This is a genomic window from Candidatus Nanopelagicales bacterium (genome assembly GCA_041393815.1).
Classification (GTDB): Bacteria; Actinomycetota; Actinomycetes; order S36-B12; family JAWKJK01; genus JAWKJK01.
Genome location: JAWKJK010000009.1, coordinates 73351 through 94147, shown reverse-complemented (window position 1 = coordinate 94147; position 20797 = coordinate 73351). Strand labels below are relative to the sequence as shown.

19 protein-coding genes and 1 tRNA gene are annotated in these 20797 nt (G+C 74.2%); 6 read left to right on the top strand and 14 right to left on the bottom strand.

All coding sequences use genetic code 11. The annotated features are described in order from the left end of the window. The first annotated feature begins 75 nt into the window (after positions 1-75). Positions 76-831, top strand: coding sequence for an ROK family protein (locus R2737_18325; protein ID MEZ5118217.1), 756 nt, complete (start codon positions 76-78; stop codon positions 829-831). Positions 832-869: 38 nt separating this feature from the next. On the opposite strand, the gene R2737_18320 is transcribed toward R2737_18325, so the two are convergent. Together R2737_18320 and R2737_18315 are read right to left on the bottom strand one after the other, a co-directional pair. Then, a complete protein-coding gene (locus R2737_18320; protein MEZ5118216.1) occupies positions 870-1727 on the bottom strand; it encodes an arginine deiminase family protein in 858 nt (285 codons plus the stop codon). After that, on the bottom strand, positions 1727-2212 hold the full coding sequence (locus R2737_18315) for a hypothetical protein (GenBank protein MEZ5118215.1): 486 nt from the start codon (positions 2210-2212) through the stop codon (positions 1727-1729). Before R2737_18315 ends, R2737_18320 begins: the two co-directional genes overlap by 1 nt. A gap of 111 nt (positions 2213-2323) precedes the next feature. Between R2737_18315 and R2737_18310 the strand changes: the two genes are divergently transcribed. Both R2737_18310 and R2737_18305 read left to right on the top strand, forming a co-directional pair. After that, a complete protein-coding gene (locus R2737_18310; GenBank protein ID MEZ5118214.1) occupies positions 2324-2674 on the top strand; it encodes a YciI family protein in 351 nt (116 codons plus the stop codon). Positions 2675-2705: 31 nt separating this feature from the next. After that, entirely contained in the window at positions 2706-4001 is a 1296-nt protein-coding gene (locus tag R2737_18305; protein ID MEZ5118213.1) for a DUF6596 domain-containing protein, read from the top strand. On the opposite strand, the gene R2737_18300 is transcribed toward R2737_18305, so the two are convergent. From R2737_18300 to R2737_18280, 5 genes are all read right to left on the bottom strand, one after another. Then, positions 3964-4131 (bottom strand): hypothetical protein, encoded by a 168-nt coding sequence (locus tag R2737_18300; GenBank protein ID MEZ5118212.1) that lies wholly within the window; start codon positions 4129-4131, stop codon positions 3964-3966. The genes R2737_18305 and R2737_18300 overlap by 38 nt on opposite strands. Positions 4132-4311: 180 nt before the next feature. Beyond that, positions 4312-6516 (bottom strand): glycosyltransferase family 39 protein, encoded by a 2205-nt coding sequence (locus tag R2737_18295; GenBank protein MEZ5118211.1) that lies wholly within the window; start codon positions 6514-6516, stop codon positions 4312-4314. Beyond that, complete coding sequence (locus R2737_18290) at positions 6513-7679, bottom strand: bifunctional glycosyltransferase family 2/GtrA family protein (protein MEZ5118210.1); 1167 nt, start codon at positions 7677-7679, stop codon at positions 6513-6515. Before R2737_18290 ends, R2737_18295 begins: the two co-directional genes overlap by 4 nt. A 213-nt stretch (positions 7680-7892) precedes the next feature. Next, complete coding sequence (locus R2737_18285; GenBank protein MEZ5118209.1) at positions 7893-9386, bottom strand: GDSL-type esterase/lipase family protein; 1494 nt, start codon at positions 9384-9386, stop codon at positions 7893-7895. Between the two features lie 266 nt (positions 9387-9652). Next, a tRNA-Ser gene (locus tag R2737_18280) sits at positions 9653-9742 on the bottom strand. A gap of 159 nt (positions 9743-9901) precedes the next feature. Here R2737_18280 and R2737_18275 point away from each other — a divergent pair. Beyond that, positions 9902-12037, top strand: a complete 2136-nt coding sequence (locus R2737_18275; GenBank protein MEZ5118208.1) for an EAL domain-containing protein — start codon at positions 9902-9904, stop codon at positions 12035-12037. Positions 12038-12144: 107 nt separating this feature from the next. Next, positions 12145-12582: a hypothetical protein gene (locus tag R2737_18270; protein MEZ5118207.1), complete on the top strand. Its 438-nt coding sequence runs from the start codon at positions 12145-12147 to the stop codon at positions 12580-12582. A gap of 4 nt (positions 12583-12586) precedes the next feature. Here the strand turns inward: R2737_18270 and R2737_18265 are convergent, their stop codons facing one another. The 6 genes from R2737_18265 to R2737_18240 all read right to left on the bottom strand — a co-directional run bounded on the left by R2737_18265 (position 12587) and on the right by R2737_18240 (position 18842). After that, positions 12587-13543: a YHYH protein gene (locus tag R2737_18265; protein ID MEZ5118206.1), complete on the bottom strand. Its 957-nt coding sequence runs from the start codon at positions 13541-13543 to the stop codon at positions 12587-12589. Between the two features lie 71 nt (positions 13544-13614). Further along, complete coding sequence (locus R2737_18260) at positions 13615-15297, bottom strand: hypothetical protein (GenBank protein ID MEZ5118205.1); 1683 nt, start codon at positions 15295-15297, stop codon at positions 13615-13617. Between the two features lie 152 nt (positions 15298-15449). Beyond that, positions 15450-15971, bottom strand: a complete 522-nt coding sequence (locus tag R2737_18255) for a thermonuclease family protein (GenBank protein MEZ5118204.1) — start codon at positions 15969-15971, stop codon at positions 15450-15452. Between the two features lie 161 nt (positions 15972-16132). Further along, positions 16133-16783 carry a hypothetical protein gene (locus tag R2737_18250; protein ID MEZ5118203.1) on the bottom strand — a complete coding sequence of 217 codons (651 nt, stop codon included), beginning with the start codon at positions 16781-16783 and terminating at the stop codon, positions 16133-16135. Then, a complete protein-coding gene (locus tag R2737_18245) occupies positions 16780-18126 on the bottom strand; it encodes a HAMP domain-containing sensor histidine kinase (GenBank protein ID MEZ5118202.1) in 1347 nt (448 codons plus the stop codon). Before R2737_18245 ends, R2737_18250 begins: the two co-directional genes overlap by 4 nt. A 32-nt stretch (positions 18127-18158) precedes the next feature. Then, the gene (locus tag R2737_18240; protein MEZ5118201.1) at positions 18159-18842 is read right to left on the bottom strand and encodes a response regulator transcription factor; all 684 of its coding nucleotides are present in this window, start codon (positions 18840-18842) and stop codon (positions 18159-18161) included. Here R2737_18240 and R2737_18235 point away from each other — a divergent pair, their 5' ends adjacent. Continuing rightward, a complete protein-coding gene (locus R2737_18235; GenBank protein MEZ5118200.1) occupies positions 18843-19817 on the top strand; it encodes an NTP transferase domain-containing protein in 975 nt (324 codons plus the stop codon). Between the two features lie 186 nt (positions 19818-20003). On the opposite strand, the gene R2737_18230 is transcribed toward R2737_18235, so the two are convergent. Next, on the bottom strand, positions 20004-20795 hold the full coding sequence (locus tag R2737_18230) for an enoyl-CoA hydratase-related protein (protein MEZ5118199.1): 792 nt from the start codon (positions 20793-20795) through the stop codon (positions 20004-20006). Positions 20796-20797 lie beyond the last annotated feature (2 nt).

Below are 20797 nucleotides of genomic sequence, written 5' to 3'. Positions count from 1 at the left end.
CTAGCCGCAGATCCCCGCCCCGCAAGGGCCATCGGATGGGCCCCGCGCGCACCTCCGGTGCGGCACAGTGGGCCGGTGACGTCCACGCTGGCCATCGACTGCGGCGGCGGCGGCATCAAGGCGTCGGTGCTCGACGAGACCGGCACGATGCGCGCCCACCCGGTCCGCGTCCCCACGCCGTACCCGTTCCCCACGGACCTGTTCGTGCGCACGCTGAAGGACCTCGCGGGCAAGTTCCCCAAGGCCGACCGGGCCACCGTCGGCATGCCCGGGATGATCCGGCACGGCGTCGTCGTGACCACCCCGCACTACGTGACCAAGTCGGGCCCGCGGTCGCGGGTCCTGCCCGAGCTGCAGGAGCAGTGGGACGGCTACGACGCGCGGACCGCGCTGACCGAGGCGCTCGGCATGCCGACGATCGTGCTGAACGACGCGGAGGTGCACGGCGCGGGGGTCATCGCCGGCCAGGGACTGGAACTCGTCCTCACCCTCGGCACCGGGCTGGGCTCGGCCCTGTTCGACGGCGGCCGGCTGGCCCCGCACCTGGAGCTGTCCCAGGCCCCGGTGCGCTGGGGACTGCCGTACGACTCCTACATCGGCGAGATCGAGCGCCGTCGGCTGGGGGACTCGCACTGGTCCCGCCGGGTGCTGCGTGTCGTGGACTCGCTGCGGCCGGTGTTCGTGTGGGACCGGCTCTACCTCGGGGGCGGCAACTCCCGGCACGTGCGGCCGGACCACCTCGAGCGCATGGGCGACGACGTCGTCGTCGTGCCCAACACCGCCGCGCTCGTCGGCGGCGCCCGGGTCTGGATCCTCCCCCACGATTACTGACCGGAAGGTCAGCAAGCCGAGCGCGCGGACGTCCCGGCTCAGCCGGCGCGCAGGACCGGCCGGGTCAGGCAGGTCGGTCCGCCCTCCCCCTTGTTGATCTCCGACGCGTCGTACGTGTGCACCGCGACGCCGCGCTCGTGCAGCAGCGCGGCGGTCGTGTCGTTGCCCGCCGCCAGCACGACCACGCCCGGCTCCACGGCGAGCACGTTGCAGCCCAGCGACAGGTATTCGTCGTCGGGCACGCACACCCAGTCGATGCCGCGCTCGGCCAGCGCCTGCAGCAGCGCGACCGGAGCGAGCCGCTCGTACACCACCGCCAGGTCCTCGCGCACCGGTGACACCAGCGACATCAGGTGCAGGCAGTACTCCGGGCCCTGGTCGTGCGGCACGTCGAACGTCTCGACCGTGATCCCATCCGGCTCCAGCAGCGCCCGCAACTGGCGGACCGCCTCGGCGTTGGTCCGGTACGAGCGGCCCACCGCCAGCGTGGTGTCGTCGAGCCAGAACATGTCCCCGCCGTCCGCGGTCGCATCGCCTTCCAGCCGCCCGACGACCGGGACCCCCAGGTCGTGCAGATCGCGCGCCAGCCGCTCCCCCTCGCCGACCCGCGCGAGCTTCGCCGCACGGAGCTCGATCGCGCCGGCCGGCACCACGAACACCGGGTCGTACGTGAAGCACGCGTCCGGCATCCCCTCCTGCGGGGCGAGCACCTCCACGCCGGCGCCGAGTCCGATGAGCAGCGACACGAACTCGTCGTGCTGGCGCACCAGCAGCTCGCGGTCCACCGGCTCCGCCCAGTGCGCCGCGGCGTAGTCGCCCGTGCGCGACGGCGTCCGTACGGCCACCCGCCTCAGCGGCGCGACCATCGAGCTGACTCCGTACGCGGACGACGTCATCACGGGCTCCCCTCAGTGGGTCGGGACCGGGCGAGGATGCGCTCGATCCGGACCCGGTTGTACCGCAGGATCACCAGGAACGGGACATTCGCCACCAGCAGCACGGCCAGGAACGCCAGCGACAGCCACCACGGGTTCCACCACGGCAGCGCCAGCCAGGACGTGATCGACAGCAGGTGCACCCACTCCGCGCGGCGGGCCTCGGCGGCGTACGCCTCCAGCGCCGCCCGGTCGCGGCCCGGCAGCGCGGACTTGGACTGCCCACCGAACCAGGTGCCCCCCTCGGGCAGGTGCCGGATCAGCCACGTGACCCCGAGCCGCCGGTAGTTCTCCGGGGTGTCCCACCGGGTCGGCGTCAGCGGCCACCGGTCCCGCCGCACCCACGAGGCCGGCCACCGCGGCGCCGACGCACCCACCGTGACCGACCAGACCACGATGACGGCGACGCACCCGGCGATGTGCCAGGCGAGCGTCGTCGCGGTCATCTTCGAGATTCTTCCGCCCCGGCTGTCGATTCCGACGCACCCTGTCCGACGAGGGGGTGACCACGCTCCTTCGGAGCACCGAGAGCACCTGCCGCACGGAAGGCCCACACCATGACCCGCTACATGTTCCTCATCTACGCCGACCCGTCCGAGGCCACCGAGATGACCCCGGAGCTCTGGGACCAGATGCTGCAGGCCCACAACGCCTGGGCGGCCTCGGTGGAGGAGGGTGGCTGCACCATCGTGTCCGGCGAGCCGCTGGCCGAGCCGTCCACAGCGACCTCGATCCGCCACAACGGGTCCGGCGAACCGCTGGTGACCGACGGGCCGTTCGCGGAGACCAAGGAGGTCCTCGGCGGCTACTACCTCGTCGACGCCCCGGACCTGGACGTGGCGCTGACGTACGCGCGCACGTTGCCGGCACGGTTCGTCGAGGTCCGCCCGACGATCCCGATCGGCTGAGCCGGTCGCGACCCGACGGGGCCATCTGCCGGTGGACCCGGTGCGACCCGAGGTCGACGCCGCGCTGGCCGAGGCGCACCGTCGCGAGTGGGGCTTCGTCCTCGCCGCGACGGCGCGCCTGGTCGGCGGCGACGTCGGCCTGGCGGAGGACGCGACGGCCGAGGCGTTCGCCGACGCGGTGGCGTCCTGGCCGCGCAACGGCGTCCCCCGCAACCCCGGTGCCTGGCTCACCACCGCCGCCCGTCGACGGGCCATCGACCTGGTCCGCCGCGACGCGACCCTGCGCCGCAAGCTCCCGCTGCTCGCCGGGCCCGAGGCGGCGGAGCCCCCCTACGCCGACGACGCGGAGGCCGACGTGATCCCCGACGACCGGCTCCGGCTGGTCTTCACCTGCTGCCACCCGGCGCTGGCGCCGGAGGCCCGCGTCGCGCTGACGCTGCGGCTGGTGTGCGGCCTGACGACCGCCGAGATCGCGCGGGCGTTCCTGGTGCCCGAGCCGACGATGGCCGCCCGGATCACCCGGGCCAAGAAGAAGATCGCGGCCGCCGGCATCCCGTACCGCGTGCCGTCCGACGCCGACCTGGCCCCGCGGCTGGACTCGGCTCTGACGGTGGTGCACCTGGTGTTCACGGCGGGGCACGCGCCGGCCGCCGGCGACGATCCCGTCCGCGCCGACCTGGTCGCCAGGGCGCTCGACCTGGGACGGGTGCTGGCCGTGCTCCTACCAGCCGAGCCGGAGGTGCTGGGCCTGCTGGCGCTGATGGAGCTGACCGACGCGCGGCGCACCGCGCGGACGGACGGTGCGGGTCGGCTGGTGCTGCTCGAGGACCAGGACCGGTCCCGCTGGGACGCCGACGAGATCGAGCGCGGGCTGTCCCACCTGGACCGGGCGCTCGCGCTGGTGCAGGGCGGACGGCCGGCCGGTCGCTTCGTGCTGCAGGCCGCGGTGGCCGGCGTGCACGCGGAGGCGGCGACGTTCGAGGACACCGACTGGGGTGCCGTGGTCGCGCTGTACGACCGGCTCGGCGAGGTCTGGCCGAACCCGGTCGTCGCGGTCAACCGGGCCGCGGCGCTGGCGTTCGCTCGCGGTGCGGGCGAGGGGTTGGCCGCCCTCGAGGCGCTCGCCGCCGACCCACGGCTGGTCGGCTACCACTACCTGCCGGCTGCTCGGGCCGACCTGCTGCGCCGGCTGGGCCGGGACGAGGAGGCCGCGACCGCCTACCGCGCGGCGCTGGCGCTGGACCCGGCGCCGGCCGAGCGCGACTTCCTGCTCGGCCGGCTCGCCGAGGTCACAGGGACGCCTCCGCCTCCTCGAGCGCCCGGCTGAAGATCTGGTCGATCTCGAGCTCGTCGTTCCTGCTGATGGCCCTCTCGCGCTGCACCTGCCACTCCCGCAGGATCTGCTGCCGGCGTGACAGCGGTGCGGGTGCGAAGTGGGCCCGGATGCGGGCGAACATGTCGGGGATCCTTCCCGTCGCGTGGACCTCTCCCGAGGTCCTCCCCTTCTCGGGGGACGCTTCGACGATCGGACCTCGTTGTTTCGCGGGGGTGAACGGGCGGGGTGACGCCGGCCACACCGCCCCGAATCCCTCGGGCGGTGTGACCGGCGCGACACGGACGGGCGTCAGCCCTGCACATCAGCCCGCGGAGGGCGTGGTGAGGTCGTACACGGTCACGCCGTCCACGGTCTGGGCGGCGAAGTTCGCCGACACCCAGGCGCTGATCTGCGACGTGGCGGACGATCCGCCGTTCTGGCCGCCGAAGCCGCCCGGTCCGCCGCCGCCGGGGCCGCCGCCGCCGGCGACGAAGTAGTGCACGTCGCCGTCGGCCACGTACTGCTGGAACTGCTCCAGGGTGGGTGCCGGGTCGGACCCGTTGAACCCGCCGAGGCTCATCACCGGCAGGCCGGTGGCCAGCTGATAGCCCGCGGCAGACTGGGAGCCCACGGCCGCGGCGACCCAGGTGTACGCGTCCGCGTCGGACTCCAGCAGCGCGACCAGGTCCTCGCCCGGGGTGCTGGCGTCGAGCAGCCCGCCCGCAGCACCGCCGCCACCGGGAGCCGTGCCGCCGGGGGCACCCGGAAGCTGGCCGCCCGGACCGCCGGGCAACTGCCCGCCCGGACCGCCGGGGAGCTGACCGCCGGGCCCGGCGGGGAACGCCGGTCCGGCCTGGCCGCCCGGGGCGCCGGGGAACCCGCCCGGGGCACCGCCCGGTCCGCCGCGCCCCCCGGGGCCGGTCGACGTGACGGTGGGGCCGGCCAGCGGCAGCGAACCCGTGTGCGGCGTGAGCGCGGTCTGCACGCTCGCGGCCGCCGGCCCTGCCAGCGCGACCACGACGGCGCCCGCCGCGATCCCCGCTGCGGCGCGGGTCGCGTACCGATGCGCGCCCAGCAGCAGCACGGCCACGGCCAGGCCACCCGCGAGCACGACCACCCGCAGCCATGGCAGCCAGTCGGGCGAGCGCGAGAGCAGGGCGTACGCCCACACAGCGGTCACGGCGACCGTCGCCGCGAGGGTGGCGCGGGCCGCCCAGGAGGACCGGCGCCGCCACAGCTCCACCCCGCCGGCACCGACCAGCGCACCGATGGCCGGTGCGAGCGCGACCGTGTAGTACTCGTGGATGATCCCCTGGCTGAACGAGATGACCGCGGCGGTCACCAGCAGCCAGCCGCCCCACAGCAGCGCGGACGCGCGCAGCCGGTCGGTGCGGGCGCCCCGGCCGGCGACCACCACGAGCGCGACCATCAGCACCAGCGCGGCAGGGATCAGCCACGCCGCCTGGCCGCCGTACGAGTCGCTGAACAGTCGGGTGATGCCGGTCTCGCCCCAGATGCTGCCGCCGGGACCGCCGCCGCCCGGCGTCACGGAGCCGACCTCCTCGCCGGTGAGCCGGCCCAGGCCGTTGTAGCCGAGGACGAGCTCGAGCACGCTGTTGGTCTGCGAGCCACCGATGTACGGCCGCGAGTCCGCCGGCCACAGCTCCACGATCGCGACCCACCAGCCGGCGGACAGCACGATCGCGACACCGCCGACCAGCAGGCCGACCACGCGCCGGCCGATGCCGGTGCGCGCGGCGACGAACCACACCAGCGCTAGCGCCGGTACGACCAGGAACGCCTGCAGCGACTTGGCGAGGAACGCGAAGCCGATGAGGACACCGGTGCCGGCGATCCAGCGCAGCGAGCCGCGGTCGACGGCACGGACCGTGGTGTACGCCGCTGCGGTCATCAGCAGGACCAGCAGCGCATCGGGGTTGTTGAACCGGAACATCAGCGCGGCCACGGGGGTCAGCGCCAGCGCCGCGCCGGCGATCAGCCCGGCCACGGCGCCGTGCCAGCGGCGCACGGTGGCGTACAGCAGCCACACCGAGGCCACGCCCATCAGCGCCTGCGGCACGAGGATGGACCACGCGTTGACGCCGAACACCCGCGCGGACAGCGCCATCGGCCACAGCGACGCCGGGGGCTTGTCGACGGTGATGAGGTTGGACGCGTCGAACGAGCCGAAGAAGAACGCCTTCCAGCTCTCACTCGCCGCCTGCACCGCCGCGGAGTAGTACGCGTTCGCCCAGCCCGAAGACCCGAGGTCCCACAGGTAGAGCAGCCCGGTCCCCACCAGCAGGACCACCAGCGCGATGCGGGTCCAGCGCGGGTCACGCCCGGGACCCTGCTCCGCGGGGGGCGCCGCCGGCTCCGGTGCCGGCGGCAGCGGCCCGGTCACGAACTCGGGGAACGCCTCGACGTACGAGACCGGCCCCGGGTCGGGGGCGGCCACGCGGGTCGCCGGGTCCGGCGGCGGTGCGGCCGGGAGCTCGGTCGCCGTGCGGACGTCGGACGTGGTCATCGGGCGGCCCTCCGTACGGGGAAGATCCAGGAGCGGAACAACAGGAAGCGGACGAGCGTGGCGAGCACGTTGGCGGCGACGAGGACGCCGACCTCGATCGCGCGGGAGGACGCGGGGGCCGCGGCGTGCAGCAGGGCGAGCGAGCCGCTGGTCAGGGCGAGGCCGACGCCGAACACCAGCAGCCCCTGGGCCTGGTGGCGGACCCGGCCGTCGGGCACCCGGATGCGGAAGGTGAACCGACGGTTGGCCGCGGTGTTGAGCACCGCCGTGGTGACCAGCGCGGTCGCGTTGGCCCACTGCGCCGACAAGCCCTGGCGCAGCAGCAGGTACAGGACGACGTACGCGATCGTGCTCGCGACGCCGACCGCGGCGAACCGGAGCAGCTGGCCGACGATGCCCGCGGGTGCGGGCGCGGCCGACTCGGTGGCGTGCGGGTCGCGCAGCAGGGTCAGCGGGATCCGGCCGGAGGACAGGCCGCGGGTCAGCCGCCAGATGCCGCGCAGGTCGGCCAACGCGGTGTCGAGGATGTCGACGCGGGAGTCCGGGTCGTCGGTCCAGTCCACCGGGACCTCGTGGATGCGCAGCCCGGAGCGCTCGGCCAGCACGAGCAGCTCGGTGTCGAAGAACCAGCCGGTGTCCTCCACGAGCGGCAGCAGGTCGCGGGCCCGGTCGGCACGGATCGCCTTGAACCCGCACTGCGCGTCGGAGAACCGGGCGCCGAGGGTGGCGCGCAGGATCGTGTTGTAGCCGCGCGAGATCAGCTCGCGCTTGGGCCCCCGGACCACCCGGGAGGTCCGCGACAGCCGGCTGCCGATCGCGACGTCGCTGTGCCCGCTCACCAGCGGCGCCACCAGCGGGAGGAACGCGGCCAGGTCGGTGGACAGGTCGACGTCCATGTACGCGAGCACCGCGGCGTCGGAGGCCTGCCAGACCTGGCGCAGTGCGTGGCCGCGTCCCTTCTGGTCCAGGTGCACCGCGGCGACGTGGTCGAGGTCCTGCTCCAGCCGCTGCGCCTCTCCCCAGGTGCCGTCGGTGCTGGCGTTGTCCGCGATCGTGATGCGGAACGGGTAGGGCAGGTGCGCGGCCAGGTAGGCGTGCAGCCGCCGGACGCTGGGCCCGAGGTCCGCGACCTCGTTGTAGACCGGCACCACCACGTCCACCACCGGCGCGCCACTGTCACCGAGACCGTCGTCACCCGTCGCTGCCCGGGCCGGGACGCGACGGTGTCGGTCAGGGGGGCGGGTGGCCGCGTCGGGAGGCGGGGCGACGGGCGCGAGCGGGTTCATGGCTCCACCGTGGCCGGGCCGGGTCGGAGCACCGCCGGAGCAGGGTTGGAACCAGGTGAGAACGCCGACCCGGGGCGGAACGAAGGACCGTCAGCCGGAGGTGGCCAGCACGCCGGCCAGGCTCGGCAGCAGGGCGGCCGCGATGGCCAGCTCGCCGGCGGCGTTGGGGTGGAACGGGTAGCGCTCCGACATGCCCTGGACCCACGGCTGCGCGGTGCACAAGGCGTGCCCGGCGAAGCTGGGGCTCACGGCGGCGTACCCGAAGGCCGTCGCACCCTCCTCGAGGACCGTGTTCATCTGGGTGAGCTCGGAGCGGAGCGGGTCGATCTTGGTGCGGATCTTCTCGTCCTGGTTGTCCTCCCCCGGATCGGCGGCGAATCCGTACCCGACCGGGGGCTGCGCCGGTGCGTTCGGGTCGCGCAGCGCCGGGCAGTCGAAGGTGTCGCCGAACGGGTCGTAGTAGAGGACGACGAACACCGCCGGGTGACTGGGCAGGTCGCTGAGCTGCTGTAGAAGCTGGGCGTAGCGGATCCGGAAGGTGTCCAGCCGGCTCTCGAACAGCCGCTCGCTGGCCTGGTCGTCGCACCGCTCGAGCCCGTAGCAGAGCCGGAGGAAGTCGGCCCAGCCGATGTCGTTGGCCCCGATGCTCACCACGACGGCGCGCAGCGACGTGATGCTCTTGAGCACGCCCACCTGCGGTGGAATGGTGACGTCGCCCTCCACCTGGGGCCCGAGCAGCCCGGCCTCCAGCGTGGCGGAGCTGCAGGCCAGGTTCAGCGTCGGCACCCGCAGCGCCGACCCGAGGACCACCGCGTAGGCGTCCTGGGACCGGCCGCAGGTCTCGTCGTACCCGGCGGGATCCGCCAGCGGGTCGTTGCCCACCCCCGCGGCGGTGGAGTCGCCGATCACCGCCAGTTCGATGTCCCCGCGGGCCGGTCCCACCGGCTCGGGCGTGGGCACCAGCGGCGCGGTGCCGGTGATGTCGGCGAGGGTCCGGACCGAGGCCAGCTGGTCGCGGGCCGAGGCCATCGTCACGCCGGCAGCGGTGGCCGTGACCAGCGCTGCCAGCACCATCGCCCCGACGACCGACAGCACCCCCGCACGTCGCGACGCCGGGCGCAGCAGCGACCCACGCAGGACCCTGGCCGCCCCCAGCAGCGCGAGCCGGACAGCGCCGGCCAGCACCGCGCTCATCGCGATCAGGCGCAGGAAGTACGCGGTCCACCCGGCGGCGAGGGCGCTGCCCAGCAGGTCGGTGCGGAACGAGGGGCCGCTGACGTCCGAGGTCTGGATGAAGTCGGCAGCCGCCCGGTTGCGGTCGAAACGCTGCCACACGATCCGGGGCCGGATCGGCCCGTCGAACTGCAGCGCCGTCTGCACCGGGCCCTCTCCGAACAGGTCCGCCTGCCCGGGGCCGCTGACCCCGCGGATCTCCAGCGGCGACACCGCGCCCAGGCGCAGGTCCTGGCCGAACACCGTGACCGTCACCGGCGGGGTGACGATGAGGGCCAGGACGAGCCCGGCCGCCGCGGCGAGCACCGCGAGGACGACGGCGCTGATCACCCGGGGCCCCGTCGACGCCATGCCTCTGGTCTACGCCGCTTCGCCGCCGCCGACAATGCACCCGCCGCCACAGGAGCCGGTCAGCACCCGCAGAAGTGAGCCCAGCGGTCGTGACCCGGCCCTGCGTGCCCGGGGTAGCAACCAGTCGGCTCACTTCTGCGCAGGGACGCGCTGCGCCTCGCCGGCGCCGCTGTCGCGGCGCGAGCGGAGGGCGAGGGACCCGTCGCCCCGTACCGGGGCTCCTCCCGAATGCCTGCGCCTCGCCGGCGCGGCTTCGCCGCGCGATGCGGAGGGCGAGGGATTCGAACCCCCGGAGACGGGATCACCGCCTCAGCGGTTTTCAAGACCGCCGCAATCGGCCGCTCTGCCAGCCCTCCCGAGTGCCGCCCCAGTCTGACGGATGGGCTCGCCCCCGGTGGCCGAGGGCGCCGACACCACCCGGGATGACCCCATCCCCCGACCGGGGTCACCCGTTCGGCCCGCAGGCCCGTCCGTTCGGGTGGCATGACTGGAGTACGCGTTGGGACCATGCCGATGTGGTGGCCTCGCCGGACGAGCCGGGGACGGACCTCGCCGCGCGCCGGGACGAGCCGGAGCACGCGGCCCGACGACCGGGCGCCGCGAGGGCGTGGGACGTCCTCGCGCACGGCCTGCCGCTGGCCGCCCTGCTGGTCGGCCCGGACGGGCGGATCGCCCTGACCAACCGCTACGGCGCGCTCGTCCTCGGTCGGGTGCTGACACCGGGCCGGGAGAACTTCCTGGCCGGCGGCTACGACGAGCAACCGCCGTGGCTCACCGACCTGCTGGCCCGGGTCGCCGACGACGACGTCCGCGACCGGCCGCACCCGGTGTCCCTGGAGACGATCGAGGGCCCGCGCAGGTACGAGGCCTACGTCGACCGCGTCGCCCTTCCGGAACACGGACCGGAGGCCTCCGGCTACGCCCTGGCCCTGCTGGAGGTCACCACGAGGCGTGCTGACGAGCTGGCGCTGCGGCGCGCGTCGACGGTGTTCGCCAACACCACGAACGCGATCGTGGTCACCGACGGGCACGGACGCATCGTGCAGGTCAATCCGGCATTCACCGCCACGTTCGGGTGGCGGGAGCTCGACGTCATCGGTCACCTCGCGGACGAGGTCCTCAGGACGTCGGTGTGGACGGACGTGGCGGGTGAGGACGGCGAGGTCGGACGCACCGGACGGTGGAACGGCGAGGCGACGCTGGAGACGGCGCGGGCCGGACGGGTCAGCGGGTGGCTGACGCTGTCCGACGTGCGGGACGGTGATCAGGGGCGCGACGTGATCGCCGTGTTCACCGACATCACGCCGCTGAAGGACAGCGAGGCGCGGTTGGACCACCTGGCCCGGCACGACCCCCTGACCGGGCTGGTCAACCGGGTCGTGGCGATGGAACGCCTGCAACTGGCGCTGCACCTGGCGGCACGGAGCGACGGCGGAGTGGCGGTGCTGTTCCTCGACCTCGACCGGTTCAAGGAGGTGAACGACGGACTCGGGCACGCGGCGGGGGACCGCGCGCTGCGGGAGGTGGCCTCGCGGCTGGCCGGACGGCTGCGGGCCCACGACGTCCTGGCCCGGCTCGGCGGCGACGAGTTCCTCGTCGTGGCCGACGGCCTCGCCAGTGCCGCCCAGGCCCAGGTCATCGCGGACAAGCTGCTGGCGGAGCTCCGCCAGCCCGTCACGGTGGACGGCCGCGATGTCGTCCTCACCGCGAGCGTCGGGATCAGCGTCTACCCGCGCGACGCCGCGGACGCCGACACCCTGGTGCGCAACGCCGACGCGGCGATGTACGAGGCGAAGGAGACTGGCCGGAACCGGGCCCGCTTCTACACCCCCGAGCTCACCGAGCGTGCGTCCGAGCGCTTGCTGATGGAGACCGAACTGCGGCGCACCGTGGCAGCGCAGGGATTGAGCCTGCACTACCAGCCCATCGTCACCGTGTCCCCGACGCGCCTGGTCCGGCTGGAGGCGCTGCTGCGCTGGACCAACGAGCGCGTCGGCCCGATCCCCCCGTCCGACTTCATCCCGTTGGCCGAGGACATCGGCCTGATGCCCGAGCTCGGCGCCTGGGTGCTGGACGAGGCGCTGCGGCAGCTGGCCGAGTGGCGCGCGGCGGGGGTGGACGTTCCCGGGGTGGCGGTCAACGCGTCGCCGACCCAGATCGAGACCCCCGGGTTCGTGGAGACCGTGGTCGACCGGCTCGAGCAGCACGGCATCGCACCGGGGGACCTGGAGGTCGAAGTCACCGAGGGGACGCTGTTCCGGGCCCAGTCGCAGGGAGCGCTGGTGCTGCACCGGCTCGCCGATGCCGGGGTGCGGATCGCCATCGACGACTTCGGTTCCGGCTACTCGTCGCTGGCCCGGCTGGAGGAGCTGCCGGTCGATGTCCTCAAGATCGACCGTGCCTTCGTGTCGGGGCTGGGGCCGTCCGCGGAGGGGCAGCACCGGCGCGCGGTGGTCACGGCCCTCATCGACCTGGCCCACGCCCACCGGCTGCGCGTGACGGCGGAGGGCATCGAGCGCCCCGACGAGCTGGCCGCCCTGGCCGAGGCCGGGTGCGAGTTCGCCCAGGGCTACCTCATCTCCCGACCCGTCCCCGCGGACGACGTGCCCGACCTGGTCGGACGGCTGCGCGGGACGAGCGCGGCGGACTGACTCACCCGCCGACGGGCTCTGGTGACGTCCGGCCCGTGCGTGGCGGCACGGCACCGCGGCACGATGGACCTGTCAGGACGGTAGCGACGCCGGGAGGTGACGCACCCATGACGGGCACTGGGGACGGGTCGGGCGCCGTGGTGGTCCTCACCTACAAGCAGGCACGGGTCTTCGACTCCGACCGGGTCGGCACGCCCGAGCGTGACATCGCCTCGCAGGACCTGATCGACGCGCGACTGAACATGCACCACCGCGCCGGCGGCACCACCGGCTACTACCAGGAGCTGCCGGACGAGTACTGGCAGCAGGTCGCCGACGCCGTTCGCGCCGCCCCCCGGGTGCTGCTGGTCGGGCACGGCACGGGGAAGTCCAACGCGGTGCTGCAGTTCTGCCGGTACCTCGCTCGGACCGACCCTTCGCTGCTCGATCGCGTGGTCGGCGGCGTGGACACCGACGTGGAGGACCTCACCGGTCCGCAGGTGCTGGAGCTGGCCCGGGACTTCTACGGCGAGCCCGCCCGCCGCCGCCTGCCCCGCACCGGGTAGTCGCCTACCGCGGTCCCGCGGGCGGACCGGTCCGCGCGAACGACGGTGCCAGCGTGCCCGCGAACCGGCGCGGGATCATCGGGAAGGCGTCGGTCAGGACGTAGTAGTAGATCCCCCTCGGGTACTCCGGGGTGACCCCGTACCGCCCGTTGGCCTTGTCCAGGTCACCGCGTCCGCGCACGAAGCGCCAGTCCTGCACGTAGGTGCCGTCGTAGTCACCACCAGGGCCGCCGGCACGTGTCCCGCGCCGCAGCGCGTATGACGGCGTCAGGGCGACCACACCGCTGGACGGGTCCGTGGCCTTGCGGTACCCGCGGGCCAGGTAGATCGGGAAGCCGTCACCGGCCCACCCGACGAGAGGTCCGTGCCGGCGACTCGGCAGCGACGACGCCAGGCCGGTGGGGACACCGTGGTAGTGGTAGGCCCCGGTGGGCTGGACGTGGGCGTTGCTGGTGTCCAGCCCGAGGTCGATGCCGCCGCCGAGCGCGTCGTACTGCCAGCCGCTAGCGCGGTCGCCCCGCCAGAACTCGTTGGCGAGCGGGTCGAACAGGACCCCGTTGACCGCGATCCCGAACGGCTGCGGGAGGTCGTACGGCGTGAACACGTCCGCACGCTCGGGCCGTACCGGCAGCGAGAAGTCGTACGACTGCGCCGAGATGGTGTTGGGGTTGTACGCGTTGGGGAACCGGCCGGTGCCGTGGTTGGGCAGCCCGTTGGCCCGGATCCGGCGGACGCCGTTGCGGACGGTGACGACGACCTCGGTCCCGGTGGTCGCGTCCACGAGCGAGTAGTCGCCGGTGACGTCGACCAGCACCCGGTCGGCCGCCCAGCTGGGGCGGGCCTGCGCGAGCACGGCCGTGGTCCCCGCGGCCGTGACGCCCAGGGCCCCGGCCAGGCCGGCGAGCAGGAAGCCACGTCGGCTGAGGGTGGGGGGCTCGAGGGGGTTCGGGTCGGTGTCCATGCCGGCACCGTTCCGCTCGGGCCCTAGAGCAGCACCGCGGGACGGTGAGAGTCGGGCAAGAGTCGGGGCGGTCAGGACACCAGCACCGGCATCCCGGTCACGGTGAGGGTCGCGCCGGCGGGAGAGGTGGTGCCGGTCAGCGTGGTCACCGTGGTCAGCCCGGCGGGGGTGCCGACCTCAGCCGGGGCGCTGTTGTCGGTGTAGAGCACGTGGAACGGGGCGCCGTCGCGGGTGAAGGAGCAGTCCACGACCTGGCCGGTCGCCTCGCAGCCGAGGTAGGAGGACCCGACCAACCAGTCCACCGTGGCCTGGTAGGCCTGCGCGGCAGCGGTGGCGTGCCACATCTGGATGCCGAGCAGGTGGTACTGCGCGGTCCACGCGTACCAGTACGAGCGGGCGATCCCGAACCGCAGCGAGTCCAGGTAGGTCTTGGCGACGTACTCGCGGGCCAGGTCGCCGTCGACGACGCGGGCGGTCTGGCCGAGGCCCGGGTTGGTGACGCCGTAGTTGATCTCGGTCTCCCAGATCGGCTTGTCCGGCGCGTCCGCGTTGTCCAGCGCGGTCTGCAGCATCCCCAGCAGGTACGTCCGGTCGACGGGGGTGCCGTCGGACATCGGGTACAGGTGCGCCGAGTAGACGTCGATCGGCCAGTTCCGCGCCGCCAGCGCCTTGAGGTAGTCCGGGTAGAACTGCGCGAAGCCCCAGACCCAGCGGGACCCGGTCGACGCGGCCACGACGATCGCGTTCGGCTGCGCGGACTTGATGATGCTGTACGCGCGGGCGGTCAGGTCGGCCATCTGGTCGGCGGTGCCGTTCCAGAAGCCCTCGATGTTCGCCTCGTTCCAGATCTGGTACGCGGCGATCCGCGATCCGTAGCGGTTCACGACGGCGCGGACGAACTCCTCGAAGTACGCGGGGTCCGCGGGGACGGCGGTAGATCCCGGGCCTGCGTACTCGGTGGAGTAGCGGGGCGAGCCACCCGCCCACAGCGGGGTACCGCCGAGGACGTAGAGCACGTCCTGCCCGGCGGCCTCGGCCGCCGCCACCTTCGCGTCGAGCGCCGTCCAGTGGTAGACCCCGCGCGCCGGCTCGATCGAGCCCCAGGTGGTGCCGGTGTCCCACAGCCGGACGCTGCCGGCCGCGGGCGGAGTGCCGCCGACGGGGTGCGAGCCGAACAGGCTCGCGGTGACGGGGACGCCGGTGTTGACGGGCTCGAGCGGCTTCGGCGGGACGGGGGCGTACTGGATCGGGATGACCGCGACGACCTGGTAGCTGGTGACGCGGGCCTTCCAGTAGCGGAAGGTCGGGACGTTGACGCGGACGGACCAGGCGCCTTCGGTGGACGGCACGGTGAGCGTGGTGGCGGCCTTGCCGTACTTGTCGGTCTTGAGCGAGGCCGCGGTGACCCAGGTCTGCTTGTCGGTGGACACCTCGACCAGGACCGGCCGGTACGCGATCCCGCTGGCGCCCTTCACCGTGCCGGCCTTGAGGCTGAGCGTGACGGTCACGGGGGTGGAGACCTCGGTCTTCTTGGTGCTCAGCGACATCGCGGCGGACGTCCAGACGGTGCCCGGCTTCGGCTTCGGCTTGGCCTTGGCGGCGGGGGCAGCGGCGGCGGGTGCGGCCGCGGTGGTGGCGGCGGTCGCGGGGGCGGCGCCGGCCAGCCCGACCAGGCCGGACGCGACCAGCCCCAGGACCGCGGCGGCGACCGCGGTGCCCCGGCCGGTACGGGCGGCGGTGGTCCGGATGCGCATCGGGGTCGCTCCCTCGGCTCGACTGCCCCCTGACACCTCGAACATCGGCCGTTCGGCGGAGCGTCTTGACCTCGGATCGAGTTCACGTCACCCACACGCGCCTCGTGCGTTGCCGATCGTCGCAGGATACGACGCGTGGGATGTGATGCTCGTCACTGCCACGGGGATGGGCAGGCGGACCACAGGCCGCGGCCCGCGGCGCGGGCCGCGGCCTGCTCGGCGAGGAACTCCGCCCGCCACGCGTACGGCCGGTCGTAGGTGTACTCCCGCGCGACCCCGGCCCCGAGCGCGGCCACCTGGTACATCCGCTCCGGGCGGCCGTCCGGCCCCACGGTCCACAGGTACGCCAACGTGCGCCCGTACCGGTCCTCTCGGCCCTGCGACTCGTCGTACTCCAGCACGACGGCGCGGTCGGCGAGCTCCGCCTGCGCGAACGCGGAGGCCTGCGGGCCGTAGCAGCCCACCGGCTCGCCCGGGTCCACCGTCTCGGGGGTGTCGATGCCGATCAGCCGGACCTTGACCCGGGTACCGGCCCGGGACACCCAGACGGTGTCGCCGTCCACCACCCGAGACACCCGCCAGCCGGTGTTCACCGGACCGCGGGGAGCGGCGGCCGGCACGGCCGCGGGACCGCCGGTGCCGAGCGGGCCAATGGCGCGTCCCGGTCCGTCCACGTCCGATCCGCCGACCCCAGATCCGCCACAGCCGGCCAGCACGACCACGGCGGCGAGCGCCAGCGCGCGGCCGACGAGCGCCGCGGGACGACGTACTGCACCAGACCGGCGCACGGCACCAGCAGTACCACCGCGCCCCGACACGAGGGCGGTCGACGGGGTCAGGGCGCGATGAGCGACGAGTAGTCCGCCGCGGTGACCGGCGCGGACGCGAGCAGCCCGTCGGGCAGCGGTACGGCCAGCGGCGCACCGAGGGAGTCGGTGAACACCACCGACGGGTAGCCGGACGCGGACATCGTCAGCACGACCTGGCCGAGGACGATCACCTGCTCGTTCGGCGGCAGCTGGCGGAACGCGTCCTCGACCTGGATGGCCAGCGGGGGCGGCTCACCCGACGTCGCCGACGGGTCGGGTTCGGGCTGGGTGGGCGCGACCACGACCAGCTGCCCGCCTCCCACCGGGTCGGTGACCGCGGTGCGCAGTCCGAGCGCCGCCTCCTCGGGCGTGGGCTCGGCGGCGAGCTGCTCCAGCAGCGCCTCCGGCCCGTAGTCCAGCGGCAGCTCGCGCTCGACCGGAACCAGGCCCGCCTCTGAGGCCAGCCACACCTCGGCGGCCTCGGCCGTGGGCACCGTGCTCTGGCTCTCGGTCGGCGTGGCGGACGCCGTCGGGGACGCGGAGGCGGTGCCCTGCAACGGGATCGCTCCGTCGGGCAGGGCACGTGCCTCGCTCTCCAACGGGACTCCGCACCCGGCGAGCAGTCCGGCGGCGACCGCCGCGGCAAGCCCTGCCAGCACCGGGCGACGACGCGTCACGGCCGGTCCTCGGGGATCTCGACGACGAAGCGCGCACCGCCCGCCGGAGCCTGCTCGACCCGGACGGTGGCACCGAGCAGGCGGGCCTGCTCGCGGACCAGGGCCAGCCCCAGGCCGGCGCCCTCGGCGCCGACCGCGGTGGACCCGCGGGTGAAGGGCTCGAACACCTGCGCCGCCTCCTCCGGCGGGATCCCGGGCCCGCCGTCGTCGACACACAGACGGACGACGGTGCCGTCCCGTTCCACCGTGACCCCCACCAGGCCGCCGCCGTGCCGGTCGGCGTTGTCCACCAGGTTGGCCACGATCCGCTCGACCCGGCGGGCGTCGGTGCGCACGTACTGCTCGTCGCCGTGCAGCAGGTCCAGGGACTGGCCGCGGTCCCGCATCACCTCGGCGACCAGCCCGGTGACGTCCGCCGTCTCCAGCTGGACCGGCACCTGCTGGCTGATCCGGGCGATCTCCAGCAGGTCCAGCACGGTCCGCGACAGCCGGCGGACCTGGCTGGCCAGGAGCGTGACGAGCTCGCCGTCGCGCTCGGGCAGCCGGTCCTTGCGCCGCTCGAGGATCTCCGCCGTCCCGACGATGGTCGTCAGTGGGGAGCGCAGCTCGTGGCTGACGTTGGCGGCGAACCGGGTCTCGCGAGCGATCCGGGACTGGACCGCGCCGGCCATGTCGTTGAACGCGGTCGAGATCGGGTCCAGGTCCGGGTCCCCGCTCGGCTTGATCCGCGCGTCCAGGTCGCCGTCCGCCAGCCGGGTCGCCCCCTCGCCGAGCTCGCGCAGCGGCCGCAGCAGCCGGGCCCCGGCGTACTGGCCCAACAGCGTCCCCACCCCGAAGGCGAGGATCGCCGCGGCGACCAGCAGCCAGCCGATCACCACCAGCGCCCCGTTGAGGTCGGACAGCGAGAAGACCTCGACGTACACCGTGTCGGCGTCGGCGAGGGGCACGGCGACGACGAAGTACGGGGAGCCGCCCACCGCGAACCGCTGGCTGGCGCCGCCCTGCTCGGCCGCGAGCGCGAGCAGCCCCGCCGGCAGGTCGTCCGGCGACACCGTGACGCCGCGGGTGTACCAGACCCCGTCGACCCGGACCAGCGGCTGCGACGTCTCCACCGACGGCAGCTGCTCCAGTGCGGCGCCCGGGTCGCCCTCCGCCTCGCCGCTGGCCAGCGTCGCGTCGAGGGCTCGGGCGTCCAGCAGCGCGCGGGTCAGCGCCGTCGACTCCCGTTGCGCCACCAGGTAGTAGCGGGCGAACGCGTAGAAGGTCCCGCTGACGACGACGGCGACGGCGAGGCTGAGCAGGCCGAACGACAGCGCGACCCGCGCCCGCAGCCCCAGCCGCACCGGTCAGCCCCGTCCCGGGTCGCCCGCTGCGGTCACGGCTTGAGTCGGTAGCCGAAGCCGCGGACGGTCACCAGGTGCACCGGGTCCGCGGGGTCCTCCTCGATCTTGCTGCGCAGCCGGTAGATGAGGTTGTCCACCACCCGACCGTCGCCGGCGTTGCCATATCCCCAGACCCGGCGCAGCAGGTCGTCCCGGCTGAGCACGCGCCCGCGGGCGAGGACGAGCTCCTGCAGCACGCGGAACTCCGTACGCGACAACGTCAACGGCTCGCCGCTGCGCAGCGCCTCCGCCGTGTCGGGACGCACCTCGATCTCGCCGCACACGAGGGCGGCCTCGTCCTGCGACTCCGCAGGGGCGGTCCGCCGCAGCTGCGCCCGGATCCGGGCGGACAGCTCCTTGGCGACGAACGGCTTGGTGACGTAGTCGTCCGCGCCCGCCTCGAGGCCCGCCACGACGTCGTGGCTGTCCGCCTGGGCGGTCACGATGACGATCGGCACGCTGCTGGTCGCCCGTAGCGAGCGGACGACGTCCAGGCCGTGGATCCCGGGCAGCCGCAGGTCGACGAGCACGACATCGGCCGGCTCGTCGAGCGCGAGGGCGAGCGCCTCCTCGCCGGTCGTCGCCTCGAGGACGCGATAGCCCTCCTCCTCGAGGAAGGTGCGCAGGACCAGCCGGATGCCGGCGTCGTCCTCGACGATCATGACGGTCTTGGACACGTGGCTATTCAACACTCCCGAGAGCGCGGCCGGGGTCGACGCTCCCGGCTCGCGACGCAGCTGCGACACGGTGTCGTCAGTGCGACACCGCGTCGACGGCGGAACGGACGCGGCCGCCGCCCCGGTTCCCCGGGCGCGGCGGCGGCGTGGACGGGCTCAGGCGGCGCGGCGCTGCTGGATCATGTACGCGGCGCCCCCGAGGAGGGCGAGCCCGATCAGGATGAGGAGAACCTTCTTCACAGCGCACCCCTAGAGGACGTCGGGACCGACGAACTCACCCTAGGACGGAGGGCCGCCGCGTTGCAGGGTGTCCATGGAATCCCATCCCGTCCGCACGAGGGTGGCGACCCGGCCCGGGTCGACGTGCTGGTCGTGGCCGGCGGCGGATCCACCCGCATGCGGGCCGACGACTCCGCCGGCCCGGACAAGCTGGACCTCCGGCGGGGGTCCGCCACCGTCCTGGAAGCGTCGGTCGCCGGAGTCCTGGGTGCGCTGGGACCGCGGTTGGGGGCGCTGGTGGTGGTGGGGCCGCGGCGCGTGCTCGGCGGACCGGCCGCAGGCGTCACGGTGGAGTGGGCGCGGGAGCACCCGCCCGGCGGGGGTCCGGCGGCGGGCGTGTGCGCCGGGCTGGCGCACGGATCCGCATCGCTGGTCGCAGTGCTCGCCGGGGACGCCCCGTACGCCGCTCGCGCGCTGCCCGCCCTGCTGGCCGCGCTGGAAGGTGGGGCGGGCGGGCGGGCCGGGTCACCCGTCGACGCCGCGGTCCTGGTGGACGCGACCGGGCGCCGGGTCTGGCTGTGCGCAGCGGCCCGGCGTGGCGCGATGGAGGCGGCCGCCGTACGGCTGGCGGGTGGCACCGGGGCGCCGGCGCGGCGGCTGTTCGACGGGCTCGCCGTGGTCGAGGTGCCGGACTCCTGGGATGCCGCCGCGGACCTCGATACCCCGGCCGACGCCGCGCGCCTCGGCTGGTCCTGACCGCGGGTCCCCCCTGCACCCCGCTGCCGCGAGTCCCCGCCCACCCCTCCGCGACGGGTCCCGCCCCCTCCCTCTGCGACGGAATGAGTGGTGGCGTCGCTTACGAAGCCGAATTCGGCCTCCAAGCAACGTGGGGACTCATTCGGCCGAGGAGGGGCGGACGGGCTGGGGTGGGGATTGTGGCGTTCAGGCGGGCGGGGGCGGGGCCCAGGCGGGCGGGCGCTTGGTGAGGAAGGCGGTCATCCCCTCCCGGGCCTCCTCCGACGTGAACAGCGCCGCGGACAGCTCCGCGGTCCAGGCGAAGGCCTCGGCCCGGTCCATCGACGGCACCCGGCGCAGCAGTTCCTTGGTCCGGGTCAGTGCCTGCGGGCCGCCGAGCAGCAGCGCGTCGACGTACGCCTGCACGGTCGCGTCGAGCGCCTCGGTCTCCGCGACCCGGGCGACCAGACCGGCCTGCCGGACCCGCTCGGCGTCGACCCGCTCGCCGGTCAGCAGCAACTCGTACCCGTCGGACAGGTGCATCCGGCGCAGGCACACCACCGAGATCACGGCCGGGGCCACGCCGACCCGCACCTCGCTGAAGGCGAAGCGGGCGCCCGCGTCGGCCACCGCGATGTCGCACGCGGCGACCAGGCCGTTGCCACCTCCGGCGACGTGGCCCTGGACCCGGCCCACGATCGGCTTGGGGTGGTCGAGCATCGCCTCCAGCACCGCGACCAGTGCCTGCGGACCGGACCCGGTGAAGGCGTCCGCGTCTGCGGCGACCGCTGACGACAGGTCCGCGCCGGCGCAGAACGTCGAGCCGGTGCCGGTCAGGACCACGACGCGTACGGACTCGTCCGCAGCCGCCGCCTGCAGGTGGGCCAGCAGGGCGGCCATGCCGGCCGCGTCGAGGCGGTTCTTCTGCTCCGGCCGGTCCAGGGTGATGGTCGCGACGCCGCCGCTGACCGAGTACCTGACCGGAGAGTCAGCAGTCACGT

Excerpts from the sequence above, each read along its gene's own strand:
- R2737_18320 (MEZ5118216.1), bottom strand. The coding sequence starts at position 1,727 with ATGACGTCGTCCGCGTACGGAGTCAGCTCGATGGTCGCGCCGCTGAGG.
- R2737_18315 (MEZ5118215.1), bottom strand. The coding sequence starts at position 2,212 with ATGACCGCGACGACGCTCGCCTGGCACATCGCCGGGTGCGTCGCCGTC.
- R2737_18310 (MEZ5118214.1), top strand. The coding sequence starts at position 2,324 with ATGACCCGCTACATGTTCCTCATCTACGCCGACCCGTCCGAGGCCACC.
- R2737_18300 (MEZ5118212.1), bottom strand. The coding sequence starts at position 4,131 with ATGTTCGCCCGCATCCGGGCCCACTTCGCACCCGCACCGCTGTCACGC.
- R2737_18295 (MEZ5118211.1), bottom strand. The coding sequence starts at position 6,516 with ATGACCACGTCCGACGTCCGCACGGCGACCGAGCTCCCGGCCGCACCG.
- R2737_18285 (MEZ5118209.1), bottom strand. The coding sequence starts at position 9,386 with ATGGCGTCGACGGGGCCCCGGGTGATCAGCGCCGTCGTCCTCGCGGTG.
- R2737_18270 (MEZ5118207.1), top strand. The coding sequence starts at position 12,145 with ATGACGGGCACTGGGGACGGGTCGGGCGCCGTGGTGGTCCTCACCTAC.
- R2737_18265 (MEZ5118206.1), bottom strand. The coding sequence starts at position 13,543 with ATGGACACCGACCCGAACCCCCTCGAGCCCCCCACCCTCAGCCGACGT.
- R2737_18260 (MEZ5118205.1), bottom strand. The coding sequence starts at position 15,297 with ATGCGCATCCGGACCACCGCCGCCCGTACCGGCCGGGGCACCGCGGTC.